The sequence below is a fragment of the Mycobacterium persicum genome (assembly GCF_002086675.1).
Lineage (GTDB): Bacteria > Actinomycetota > Actinomycetes > Mycobacteriales > Mycobacteriaceae > Mycobacterium > Mycobacterium persicum.
This window is the reverse complement of the sequence record NZ_MVIF01000138.1, coordinates 1-11,497: the sequence shown is the minus strand read 5'-3', so window position 1 is coordinate 11,497 and position 11,497 is coordinate 1. Positions and strand designations below refer to the sequence as shown.

Genomic DNA, 11,497 nt, shown 5'->3' with positions numbered 1-11,497 from the left:
GTCGCCCATAGTGGTCAGGATGTGCCCGACGTTGGCTTCCTCGTCGCCGCATTGGAAGGTGTCGCGGAAGAAGAACTCGATGCTGGTGGCGGGCGCAATCACCTTGTCCCAGAACGCTGATATCGCGTCGCGGCCCCGGTGGCCCTTGCCTTCGGGATCGAAAGCCGATGGGCCGATGGGGTCTTCGACGACAGCGTCGTCGGCGAAGACCGCCAGCCAGGCCTGTTTGTCGCGGGCCATTACCGCCTCGCGGGATCGCCGGCCGGCCTCGTGCGCGGGGTGCGTCTGGGTCATGTGTCCTGCCAACCGGAGTGGATATAGGTGTCGGCGAAGCGTTTCAGCGAGTCCTGCTTCTTCTCGAGCGGCGCATCGAAGCCCAGGCCGTCGAACACCCAGGGGACGACGATGTTGTCGGTGACCCCCATCTCGGCGAGTTCACGGTGACCGTCGACCCCGAACTTGTCGATACAGACCGCCTGGACCTCGAACGGCTGGTCGGCTCGGCCGGATTCGCTGCGCAGCACGTTGAGCCGGCCGATGGTTTCGGCCAGTTGCGCGCTGGTCATCATCGCGGTGCTCCAGCCGTCGCCGACGCGCGCGGCCCGCCGCAGCGCCACGTCGGTGTGCCCGCCGACGTAAAACGGCACCGGCCGGCTGGGGGCCGGGCTCATCTGCAGGCGATCGAAATCGAAGAATTCACCGTGGAATTCGACCATGCCGCCGCCGAGCACCAGCTTGATCACCTCGATCATCTCGTCGACCCGCGCGCCGCGCCGCCGGTAGGGAACCCCGCACCACTCGAATTCCTCTGGCGCCCAACCGATTCCGATGCCGAAGCCGAAGCGGTTGTTGGTCAGATTGGCCACCGAGCCGACTTGGCGGGCCAGCAGCAGCGGCTGGCGGGAGCCGAGCTTCATCACGTGAGTGTAGAACCGCAGTGTCGAGGTGGCCGAGCCCATCGCGGCGGCGGCGATCAGCGGGTCCACCCACGGGGCGTTCTCGTCCCACATCCGCGACCCGTCGGGCGTATACGGATAATCGGCGGCCGCCTTCTCCATGAAGAACAGCGAATCCGGTAGGGCGATCGAATCGAACCCGACTTCTTCGGCGGTCTTGGCGATGCCGACCAACTGCTCGACCGGCGCCATCACGATACTGCAGGTGTACTTCATCCTTTTCATGGCGTGACCGGCTTTTCAGAGCCGACGACCCACATCGAGTAATACTGCGAGCCACCTCCATAGGCATGGCCCATCGCTTTTCGCGCATTCGGCACCTGGTGGTCGCCGCCCTTGCCCATCACCTGGATGGCGGCCTCGGCAAACCGGATCAGACCAGAAGCGCCAATCGGGTTCGAGCACATCACGCCGCCGGAGGGGTTGACCGGCAGCCGTCCGCCGATGGCGGTTTCCCCGGCTTCGGTGAGCTTCCAGCCTTCGCCCTCGGCGACGAACCCGAGGTTTTCCAACCACATCGGCTCGAACCAGGAGAACGGCACGTAGATTTCGGCGGCATCGATTTCGTCGATCGGGTTGGTGATGCCCGCCGCCTTCCACAGCGCGGCGGCGGCGTCGCGGCCGGCCTGCGGGCTCACCTGGTCGCGACCGGCGTAGGCCAGCGGTTCGGTGCGCAGTGCGGTGGCATGGATCCACGCCACCGGCTGGCCCTGCGCCACCTTTGAGTCGGCGATCTCCTCGTTGCCGATCACCACGGCACAGGCCCCGTCGGAGGAGGGGCAGGTCTCGTCATAGCGGATCGGGTCCCACAGCATGGGTGACTCCATCACCTTCTCCAGGGTGATATCGGGCTGCTGCAGGTGCGCCAACGGGTTACGGCTGCCATTGAGCCGGTCCTTGACGGCCACCATGGCGCCGATGTGCGTCGGCGCCCCGGAACGACGGATGTAGGCGCGCACGTGTGGCGCGAAGTAACCACCGGCGCCGGCACCGACCGGCTTGATGAAGGGGATCGGAATCGACAGTGCCCACATGGCATTGGACTCCGATTGCTTTTCCCAAGCCATGGCCAGCACCCGGCGGTACTTTCCGGACTGCACCAGGCTGGCCGCAACCACGCCGGTGGATCCGCCGACCGAGCCCGCGGTGTGCACCCGGATCATCGGTTTGCCGGTGGCGCCCATGGCATCGGCCATGAACAGTTCGGGCATCATGACGCCTTCGAAGAAGTCGGGCGCCTTGCCCACCACGACGGCGTCGATGTCGTCGAAGGTGGACCCGGAATCGTCCAGGGCCCGATCGATGGCCTCGCGCACCATGCCGTTCATCGAGACGTCGTGGCGTTTGGCGACGTACTTGGTCTGGCCGGTGCCCAGGACCGCGGCCAGCTGTGCTCCTGCTCCGGCCATCAGTTTCTTCCTTCCATCACGGCGACCAGATTCTGTTGCAGCGCAGGCCCACTGGTGGCGTGCGCCAGAACTCGCCGAGCCGAGCCGTCCCAGATATGTTGGGCGGCAAAGCCGATCCGCTCCAGGCCGGCGACGAACATCGGGTTGGCGGCCAGCGCACCACCGGAGGGATTGATTTTCGTCGCCCCCGGCAAGTTGATGGCATCGGCGAGGATCAGGTGCTGATGGGTGAACGGCGCACAAATCTCGGCCACATCGATGTCGCGGGTCTTGCCGCCGCTGGCTGCTTTCGCGGCGGCTCTGGTCGACGGTGACTCGGTGAGGTTCCGCACGCCCAGCGACGGCGACTCGATGCGATGTTCGATACCCGTTATCCACGCCGGGTTATCCCGCAACTCCCGAGCGCGGTCGTCGGCTGCGAGGACGATCGCCGCGGCGCCGTCGGTGATCGGCGCGATGTCGTGGCGGCGCAGCGGGTCGGCGAAGAACGGCCGCTCCAGCAGGTCGTCCATGCTCACCGGGGGCTCGACGGAGTCGACCCGGCGGGCATTGGCGAAGGAGTCGAAAGCTACCCGCGCCATTTGCAATTCGCTCCACTTGCCGGAGTCGAGCCCGAGGCGGGCCTGTAACCCGGCCATGGACACTGAATCCGGCCACAGCGGCGCGACGGTGTAGGGGTCGGTTTGGCGGGACAGGACGCGCCGCAGGGTTCCGGCGGAGGACTTGCCGAAGCCGTACACCAGCGCGGTGTCGACCTCGCCGGTCAGGATCTTGACGTAGGCCTCATACAGTGCCCATGCGGCGTCCATCTCGACGTGCGATTCGTTGATCGGCGGTACGGCACCGATCGAGTCGATTGCTGAGATGAACGAAAATGCCCGTCCGGCAAGGTAATCCGATGATCCTGAACACCAGAAGCCGATGTCGGCCTTGGTGATGCCGAGCTCTTCGTAGAGCTGGGCGAAGCACGGCATCAACATCTCGACGCCGTTAGTGGTGCCGTCGGTGCGGCGAACGTGCGGTGCGTGGGCGAAGCCGACCACCGCGACATTGCGAGCGCTCATATGCAGTTAGGCCCTTTACAGGTGGTGCTTGTAGGTTTCGTAGTCGGCGTCCGGTTCTGCGGTGGGCCGGAAGTACTGGATGTTGTCGATGCCGTATCCCCACTCTTCGCGAGGTTTCCACACCGCCTCTACCCGCATCCCCATCCGCACCTCGTGCGCGTCGACGTCGGAAACCAAATGCAGGAACGGGATATCGGCGCCGTCGAGCAACACGTAGGCCGCCACGTAAGGCGGTTTGATCCGCTGACCCATGAACGGGATGTTGATGATCGCGAACGTCGTGACCGTGCCCTTGTCCGGCAGCTCGACGAACTCGGTGGTCGGCTGGCCGGTCGCCGGGTCGGCGCCGTGCGGCGGGAAATAGACCTTTCCATTCTGGCCGGTGCGGGCGCCCAGCAGCTTGCCCTCGGCGATGGCGCGCAGGTAGGCGCTCTCCTCATGGGATGCCGTGTGCTGGATGGTCATCTCGATCGGGGTGACCACCATGGTGACCGGGTCCTGGTCGGCTGGTGCCTCGGGGACAGGTTCGGATTCGCCGCCGAGCGCGAAGTACGCGATATCGGTGATGGCGCCGACGGTCTCGTCGGCCCAGTGCGCATGTACCCGGGCGCCGGTCTTGATCTTGTCCGGTTCGCCCGCGGATCCGACGTCGACGGCGTGCATCAGCAGCGTGTCGGCGCCGTCCAGCTTGATCAGCGCCCAGGCAAACGGGCGGTCCAGCGGCTGGCCCGCCAGCGGCTCCGGCTGCCAGGTCCAGGAGACGACGGTGCCGACATCGGACACCGGTACCATCTCACTCAGCGGTTCGTAGGTCCCCGGGTCGTATTCGGCGGGTGGCACGTGCACCCGGCCATCGGATCCGCGAACGCCCAGAATGCGGCGCTCACGCAGCGCGGTGAAGAACTTGCTCAACGTGGGGCCCACCGAACGGGTGTAGTCGAACGACAACGTCAACGGCGCGGAGAGAGGCGGCTCACGATGATCGATCAAGGTCGGGCCGCTCCAGGTGGCTGTCACGCCTTCGAGTAGAACAGGTTCTAACTCACTGAGCAAGAAGGCAGCAAGGAGGCAAGGATGAAGCTGGGCCTACAGCTGGGGTACTGGGGCGCTCAGCCTCCGGAGAACGCCGCGGAACTCGTCGCCGCGGCCGAGGACGCCGGGTTCGACGCGGTGTTCACCGCCGAGGCGTGGGGCTCCGACGCATACACCCCGCTGGCCTGGTGGGGTTCGGCTACGCGGCGGCTGCGGCTGGGTACTTCGGTGGTCCAGTTGTCCGCGCGGACACCGACGGCGTGCGCGATGGCGGCGCTGACGTTGGATCATCTGTCCGGTGGCCGTCACATTCTGGGGCTCGGCGTGTCCGGCCCACAGGTAGTCGAGGGCTGGTACGGTCAGCCGTTCCCCAAGCCGCTGGCCCGCACTCGGGAGTACATCGACATCGTGCGCCAGGTCTGGGCCCGGGAGAAACCGGTGACCAGCGACGGCCCGCACTATCCGCTGCCATTGAAGGAGGGGGCCGGCAGACCGGTGACCGGGTTGGGCAAGGCGTTGAAGCCCATTACTCATCCGCTGCGTGCCGACATCCCGATCATGCTGGGTGCCGAGGGACCGAAGAACGTGGCGCTGGCCGCCGAGATCTGCGATGGCTGGCTGCCGATTTTCTATTCGCCCCGGATGGCCGGCATGTACAACGAATGGCTGGACGAGGGATTCGCCCGGCCCGGCGCCCGCCGCAGCCGTGCGGATTTCGAGATTTGTGCGACGGCGCAGATCGTGGTCACCGAGGACCGCGCGGCGGCGTTCACCGGAATCAAGCCGTTCCTGGCGCTCTACATGGGCGGAATGGGTGCCGAGGACACCAACTTCCACGCCGACGTCTACCGCCGCATGGGCTACGCCGAGGTCGTCGACGACGTGACCAAGCTGTTCCGGTCCGGGCGCAAGGACGAGGCCGCGGCGGTGATCCCCGACGAGCTCGTCGACGACGCCATGATCGTCGGCGACCTCGACTACGTGCGTAAGCAGATCGTGGCCTGGGAAGCTGCCGGCGTGACCATGATGGTGGTCAGCGCCCGCAGCGTTGAGCAGGTCCGCGACCTTGCGGGGCTGGTGTGAGATCCCGCTTGCGGCGCTATTAGAACGCGTTCTAGATTGGCCGGGTGGATTCAGATGGCGTGCGCGTCGCCGAAGGTCATCTCGACATTGGCCGCCGACTGCGACGCCAGTGCCCGCTTGGGCAGGCCCAGCGAGGCGAGTTCCTTGGCGTAAGGGTGGTCACCGAGGCGCAGTCGGGCGCCGCCGACCCGGGCCCGCAGGCCGGATATCTTCATCTCCCACGGGATCTCCCGGGTGACACCGTCCTGGTGGGAATAGGCCTTGAGCACCTGCGAACCTCGTGTCGGCAGCGGCACTCCGTTGCTGAACTCCATGTCGGCGATGAGCTGCCCGTCGGCGCTGACGTCGAAGCCGAATTTGGCGCCCTCGCGAACATTGAAGTCCGCCATGATCTTCGGAAAGCCCCAGATGGTGCGGCCGGCCTCGAGGGTGAAGGACTGGTCGACCGGCAGGTGGTGGATGAACGCCGCGGCTTTCGTCAGGGCCCGGGGACCCCGGGCTTGTCGGGCTCGGCTGCCGGGCGGGTTGACCATGACCGCGGTGCCGTATTCGTGGTACTGGCCGAGGTCGCCGTCGACGTAGCGCACCAGCATCTGCATGACGATCGCTTTGCCCGGCAGGTATTCGCACACCGTCAGGCCGCTGTAGTCGATAAGTTTTTGGGTCGGCGCGGTGGGCACCGAGAACATCGCCGAGTGCATATTCGCGGTGCGGATCCGGACCGGCATGGTGAGCACCGTGCCGGCGATGGTGTGTTGCGAGACAGGCATGACGCTCACTGTAATGCGGAGGACTGGCATGACTGAAGCCGTTGACAGGCCAGACATCGATCTGACGGACGGCACCTTCTACGCCAGTCGTGAGGCGTGGGCGGCGTACCGGTGGATGCGGGCGCATCAGCCGGTGTTCCGTGACCGCAACGGACTGGCCGCGGCGTCGACCTATCAGGCGGTGATCGACGCCGAACGGCAGCCCGAGCTGTTCTCCAACGCCGGCGGCATCCGTCCCGACCAGCCGGCGATGCCGATGATGATCGACATGGACGATCCGGCACATCTGTTGCGGCGCAAGCTGGTTAACGCCGGCTTCACCCGCAAGCGGGTGAAAGACAAAGAGGCCTCGATCGCGGCGTTGTGTGACGCGCTGATCGACGCGGTGTGCGAACGTGGTGAATGTGACTTCGTGCGCGATCTGGCGGCGCCGCTGCCGATGGCGGTGATCGGCGACATGCTCGGCGTGCGCCCGGAGCAGCGGGAGATGTTCTTGCGCTGGTCGGACGACCTGGTGACGTTTCTGAGTTCCCATGTGTCGCAAGAGGATTTTCAGGTCAGCATGGATGCCTTCGCGGCCTACAACGACTTCACCCGGGGGACTATCGCCGCGCGTCGTGCGGAGCCGACCGACGATCTGGTCAGCGTGCTGGTGAGCTCCGAGGTCGACGGGGAGCGGCTGAGCGACGACGAACTGGTGATGGAGACGCTGTTGATCCTGATCGGCGGCGACGAGACCACGCGGCATACCTTGAGTGGGGGTACCGAGCAGCTGTTGTGCAACCGCGACCAGTGGGATTCGCTGGTGGCCGACCCGTCGTTGGTGCCGTCGGCGGTCGAGGAGATGCTGCGTTGGACGGCGCCGGTGAAGAACATGTGCCGAATGTTGACTCGTGATACGGACTTTCATGGCACAGCCTTGCATGCGGGCGAGAAGATGATGCTCTTGTTCGAATCGGCCAACTTCGACGAAGCGGTATTTCCGGATGCCGAGCGATTCGACATTCAGCGAAACCCGAACAGTCACTTGGCGTTCGGCTTTGGCACCCATTTCTGCCTGGGCAACCAATTGGCGCGCTTGGAGCTGTCGTTGATGACGGAGCGGTTGCTGCGGCGGCTGCCCGATCTGCGGCTGGCGTCGTCGGATGCGGCGTTGCCGCTGCGGCCGGCGAACTTCGTCAGCGGCCTGGAGTCGATGCCGGTGGTGTTCACTCCTAGTGCGCCTTTAGGTTGAGCTGCGTTGAGCTGCATTGCGCCGAACGTGTTGCCAGAGCGAGATTTTGGCTGATTTTTCGCGCTGAGTTCACGTTGGGCGGGCCCAGGCTACTGCCACCCGTCGCAGGATGCCGCCGGGCACGTCCTCGACGGTGACCCGCACCACGATCCAGCCCAGCTCGGTTAGTGCTTCGACGCGGGCGATGTCTCTATTGAATTGCCTGCGATCGGTCCGATGATGATCGCCCTCGTACTCGACCGCGACTTTGATGTGCTCCCAACCCATGTCGAGTTCGGCGACAACCTCGCCGTACTCTCCGTAAACCGCGATCTGGGTCTTCGGCGGCGGATAACCCGCGTCGATGAGCAGCAACCGCAGCCAAGTCTCGCGGGGTGATTCCGCACCCGCGTCGACGAGCTTGAGCGCGGTGCGGGCACGTCGGATGTTGCGGTATCCGTGGTAGCGTTCGGTCAGCAATTCGGCCTCGGCGACCCGGAGCCTGGTTGCTCTGGCGAGCGAGTCGATGGCCGCAACCGCGGTGCCGACCGGATTTCGGCAGGCGAGGTCGAGGGCAGTGCGGGCCGGGGTGGTTACCTGTAGGCCGCGAACGAGCTGGATCTCGTCACGGGCGACGGCGCTCGACCACATCAGGATTCCGCTGGGCGGCCGGCGGTGGTCATAGAGTAATCGGGCCGGTGCTCGATGGTCGACCCATTTGGCCCCATGTAGTGCCGAAGCCGAGTGGCCCGCGATGACGCCGCGCCGTCGCGACCACAGCCAGGCGGCATGCGCGCGAGTCGTGGCGGTGAGGTCAGTACCGGGCGGGACGTATACGTCGGGATGTATCGCGACGTAACGGCTACGCAGCCGATACGGTGTCAGCGCACCCGATGCGAGGGCTTCGCTGCCGAGGAAAGGTCCGGTCACGGACTAGCAGTGTGGCGCGGGGTACCGACAAGGCCGTCGAGCGTGTTCTGGCTGTCAAGATTTGGCCGAATTCTCGCAGTCAGAACACGCTCGGCGAGGGGGAGTTAGCGGTTCTGGAAGTTGGGCTTGCGCTTTTCGGCAAACGCCTTGGGGCCTTCCTTGGCGTCGTCGGACAGGAACACCTTGATGCCGATCTGGGTGTCGATCTTGAACGCGTCGTTTTCGGCCATGCCCTCGGTCTCCCGGATGGTTCGCAGGATCGCCTGGACGGCGAGCGGGCCGTTGTTTTCGATGATTTCCGCGATCTCGATGGCCTTCGTCAGGGCCTGCCCGTCGGGCACCAGATAGCCGATCAGGCCCATGTCCTTGGCCTCGGCGGCGGTGATGTGTCGTCCGGTTAGCAGCAGGTCGCACGCCACCGTGTAGGGGATCTGCCGCACCAGCCGCACCGCCGAGCCGCCCATCGGGTACAGGCTCCACTTGGCCTCGGAGATGCCGAACTTGGCGCCTTCGCCGGCGACCCGGATATCGGTGCCCTGCAGGATCTCGGTGCCGCCGGCGATCGCGGGACCTTCCACGGCGGCGATCAAGGGTTTGGTGAGCCGTCGGCCTTTGAGCAGGGCGTCGATACGCGACGGGTCGTAGCTGCCGTCCTTGAACGAATCACCCGGCGGCTTCTTGGTTGCCGCCTTCAGATCCATGCCGGCGCAAAAGTAGCCACCGGCCCCGGTGAGGATGGCGCATCGGATGTCGGGATCGTTGTCGACGCGGTCCCAGGCTTCCACCATGATCTGCATCATTTCGCTGCTCAGGGCATTGCGGGCATGCGGCCGGTTCATGGTCACGATGAGGGTGTGACCGCGCTGTTCGACCAGCGCATCCGGTTCGGGCTCGTTTGCTAGTGCTGTGGCGTTGTCCAGGGGCACGGCTAACCGCCTCTCGCTCGACATCGGGCATTCGCTTGTCAAGAAATGTAACACGTTCTAGTTTGGGGTCCGTGGCCCTCAATATTGCCGATCTCGCCGAGCACGCCATCGACGCTGTGCCTGACCGGGTAGCGCTCATCTGCGGCGATGAGCAGCTGACCTACGCCCAACTCGAGGAGAAAGCCAACCGCCTGGCGCACTACCTGATCGACCACGGAGTGCGGAAGGACGACAAGGTCGGACTCTACTGCCGCAACCGCAACGAGATCGTCATCGCGATGCTCGGCATCGTGAAGGCGGGCGCCATTCTGGTCAACGTCAACTACCGGTATGTCGAGGGTGAACTTCGGTACCTCTTCGACAACTCCGACATGGTTGCATTGGTGCACGAGCGCCAGTACTCCGACCGGGTCGCCAACGTGTTGCCGGACACACCCAACGTCAAGACGGTCTTCGTCGTTGAAGACGGGAGCGACAAGGACTATCAGCGTTACGGAGGCGTCGAGTTCCACGCGGCGCTGGAGCAGGGCTCGCCTGAGCGGGACTTCGGTGAGCGCAGCTCCGATGACATCTACCTGCTCTACACCGGCGGCACGACGGGATTCCCGAAGGGCGTGATGTGGCGCCACGAGGACATCTACCGGGTGCTGTTCGGCGGAACCGACTTCGCCACAGGGAAATTCGTGGAGGACGAATACGACCTGGCGCGTGCCGCCGCCGCTAATCAGCCGATGATCCGGTATCCGATTCCGCCGATGATCCACGGGGCCACCCAGTCGGCCACCTGGATGTCCATCTTCTCCGGTCAAACCACCGTCCTAGCACCGGAATTCGACGCCGACGAGGTGTGGCGCACGGTTGCGAGGCATAAGGTGAACCTGTTGTTCTTCACAGGTGACGCGATGGCCCGGCCGTTACTGGATGCACTTGACCGAGAACACGATTACGATCTGTCGTCGCTGTTCCTGCTGGCCAGCACCGCCGCATTGTTCTCGCCGAGCATCAAGGAGAAACTGCTTGAGCTGCTACCGAATCGGGTAATCACCGACTCAATTGGGTCGTCGGAGACCGGGTTTGGCGGAACCAGCATCGTCGCCGCCGGCGCGTCGCAGAACGGAGGACCGCGAGTCACCATCGACCACCGGACGGTGGTCCTCGACGAGGACGGCAACGAGGTCAAGCCCGGTTCCGGGGTGCGCGGAATGCTCGCGAAGAAAGGCAACATTCCGGTCGGCTATTACAAAGACGAGAAGAAGACCGCCGAGACGTTCAAGACCATCAACGGTGTGCGGTATGCGATTCCGGGCGACTACGCCATGGTCGAGGCGGACGGAACGGTCACCATGCTGGGCCGCGGCTCCGTGTCGATTAACAGCGGAGGTGAGAAGATCTATCCCGAAGAGGTCGAGGCCGCATTGAAGGGCCATCCCGACGTCTTCGACGCTCTGGTAGTCGGTGTGCCCGATCCGCGCTACGGCCAGCAGGTAGCGGCCGTGGTGCAGGCCCGGCCAGGATGCCGCCCGTCGTTGGCCGAGTTGGACGGCTTTGTGCGCTCGCAGATCGCGGGATACAAAGTGCCGCGCAGCATTTGGTTCGTCGACGAGGTGAAGCGATCACCTGCCGGCAAGCCGGATTACCGCTGGGCCAAGGAGCAGACGGAGGCGCGGGAGGCCGACGATGTGCGGGCCGGTCAGGTGACTACTGGGGCGTAATTTGGGTTTGGCCGACGGCGGCTTTGCCCGAGCTGAGGCGCCGAATTGCGCTGACTTGCGGGTGCAATGTGCGGCGGTCCGGTGTACCCACGCGGCCGGTCATATCGTTGGCTCCCGACCTGATCTTTGAATCCTGGGTACTGACCAGCTGCGAGCCGTCCCGCCCGGCGCGGGGTTGGTTGCGCGTAGCTGGTCAATTGCCCGTGGCGCGCCGCTGGTCTCGCGCTCTCAGGCGCTACCCCCGTTGCCAGCGGTACCACCTTTGCCGCCCTTCCCGCCGGTGGGACCAATAGGAGGTAGGCCGGGTCCGCCGCCACCACCGGATGTGCCGGGATTGACACCGGCGGCGCCGGCGCCGCCGGTGCCGCCGGTGCCGCCGCCCCCGCCAGCACCGCCATCGCC

General features: G+C 65.2%; 11 protein-coding genes. 3 read left to right on the top strand and 8 right to left on the bottom strand.

Translation table 11 applies throughout. The annotated features are described in order from the left end of the window. The 5 genes from BST40_RS25840 to BST40_RS25820 all read right to left on the bottom strand — a co-directional run. Positions 1-294: nuclear transport factor 2 family protein (locus BST40_RS25840; RefSeq protein ID WP_083156178.1), on the bottom strand; the 294-nt coding region annotated here is incomplete at its 3' end. Then, positions 291-1,172 carry a TIGR03619 family F420-dependent LLM class oxidoreductase gene (locus BST40_RS25835; protein WP_075549390.1) on the bottom strand — a complete coding sequence of 294 codons (882 nt, stop codon included), beginning with the start codon at positions 1,170-1,172 and terminating at the stop codon, positions 291-293. The genes BST40_RS25840 and BST40_RS25835, both read right to left, overlap by 4 nt. A 5-nt stretch (positions 1,173-1,177) precedes the next feature. Beyond that, positions 1,178-2,365, bottom strand: a complete 1,188-nt coding sequence (locus tag BST40_RS25830; RefSeq protein WP_075549389.1) for a thiolase domain-containing protein — start codon at positions 2,363-2,365, stop codon at positions 1,178-1,180. Further along, positions 2,365-3,429 carry a thiolase domain-containing protein gene (locus tag BST40_RS25825; RefSeq protein WP_083156176.1) on the bottom strand — a complete coding sequence of 355 codons (1,065 nt, stop codon included), beginning with the start codon at positions 3,427-3,429 and terminating at the stop codon, positions 2,365-2,367. Before BST40_RS25825 ends, BST40_RS25830 begins: the two co-directional genes overlap by 1 nt. A 15-nt stretch (positions 3,430-3,444) precedes the next feature. After that, the gene (locus BST40_RS25820; RefSeq protein WP_075549387.1) at positions 3,445-4,446 is read right to left on the bottom strand and encodes a Zn-ribbon domain-containing OB-fold protein; all 1,002 of its coding nucleotides are present in this window, start codon (positions 4,444-4,446) and stop codon (positions 3,445-3,447) included. A gap of 57 nt (positions 4,447-4,503) precedes the next feature. On the opposite strand from BST40_RS25820, the gene BST40_RS25815 reads away from it, so the two are divergent. After that, a complete protein-coding gene (locus BST40_RS25815; RefSeq protein WP_075549386.1) occupies positions 4,504-5,544 on the top strand; it encodes an LLM class F420-dependent oxidoreductase in 1,041 nt (346 codons plus the stop codon). 50 nt (positions 5,545-5,594) lie between these two features. Here the strand turns inward: BST40_RS25815 and BST40_RS25810 are convergent, their stop codons facing one another. Further along, positions 5,595-6,314 (bottom strand): acetoacetate decarboxylase family protein, encoded by a 720-nt coding sequence (locus BST40_RS25810; RefSeq protein ID WP_075549385.1) that lies wholly within the window; start codon positions 6,312-6,314, stop codon positions 5,595-5,597. A gap of 28 nt (positions 6,315-6,342) precedes the next feature. On the opposite strand from BST40_RS25810, the gene BST40_RS25805 reads away from it, so the two are divergent. After that, positions 6,343-7,548: a cytochrome P450 gene (locus BST40_RS25805; protein WP_075549384.1), complete on the top strand. Its 1,206-nt coding sequence runs from the start codon at positions 6,343-6,345 to the stop codon at positions 7,546-7,548. Positions 7,549-7,617: 69 nt separating this feature from the next. On the opposite strand, the gene BST40_RS25800 is transcribed toward BST40_RS25805, so the two are convergent. Together BST40_RS25800 and BST40_RS25795 are read right to left on the bottom strand one after the other, a co-directional pair. Next, the gene (locus tag BST40_RS25800; RefSeq protein ID WP_083156174.1) at positions 7,618-8,457 is read right to left on the bottom strand and encodes a hypothetical protein; all 840 of its coding nucleotides are present in this window, start codon (positions 8,455-8,457) and stop codon (positions 7,618-7,620) included. Positions 8,458-8,561: 104 nt separating this feature from the next. Beyond that, positions 8,562-9,296: a crotonase/enoyl-CoA hydratase family protein gene (locus tag BST40_RS25795; protein ID WP_240316705.1), complete on the bottom strand. Its 735-nt coding sequence runs from the start codon at positions 9,294-9,296 to the stop codon at positions 8,562-8,564. Positions 9,297-9,445: 149 nt separating this feature from the next. Between BST40_RS25795 and BST40_RS25790 the strand changes: the two genes are divergently transcribed. After that, complete coding sequence (locus tag BST40_RS25790) at positions 9,446-11,095, top strand: acyl-CoA synthetase (RefSeq protein ID WP_083156173.1); 1,650 nt, start codon at positions 9,446-9,448, stop codon at positions 11,093-11,095. Positions 11,096-11,497 lie beyond the last annotated feature (402 nt).

What these genes read in the sequence shown, in the direction of transcription:
- BST40_RS25795 (WP_240316705.1), bottom strand. Translation starts at nt 9,296, where the DNA reads ATGAACCGGCCGCATGCCCGCAATGCCCTGAGCAGCGAAATGATGCAG.
- BST40_RS25815 (WP_075549386.1), top strand. Translation starts at nt 4,504, where the DNA reads ATGAAGCTGGGCCTACAGCTGGGGTACTGGGGCGCTCAGCCTCCGGAG.
- BST40_RS25835 (WP_075549390.1), bottom strand. Translation starts at nt 1,172, where the DNA reads ATGAAGTACACCTGCAGTATCGTGATGGCGCCGGTCGAGCAGTTGGTC.
- BST40_RS25825 (WP_083156176.1), bottom strand. Translation starts at nt 3,429, where the DNA reads ATGAGCGCTCGCAATGTCGCGGTGGTCGGCTTCGCCCACGCACCGCAC.
- BST40_RS25805 (WP_075549384.1), top strand. Translation starts at nt 6,343, where the DNA reads ATGACTGAAGCCGTTGACAGGCCAGACATCGATCTGACGGACGGCACC.
- BST40_RS25830 (WP_075549389.1), bottom strand. Translation starts at nt 2,365, where the DNA reads ATGGCCGGAGCAGGAGCACAGCTGGCCGCGGTCCTGGGCACCGGCCAG.
- BST40_RS25810 (WP_075549385.1), bottom strand. Translation starts at nt 6,314, where the DNA reads ATGCCTGTCTCGCAACACACCATCGCCGGCACGGTGCTCACCATGCCG.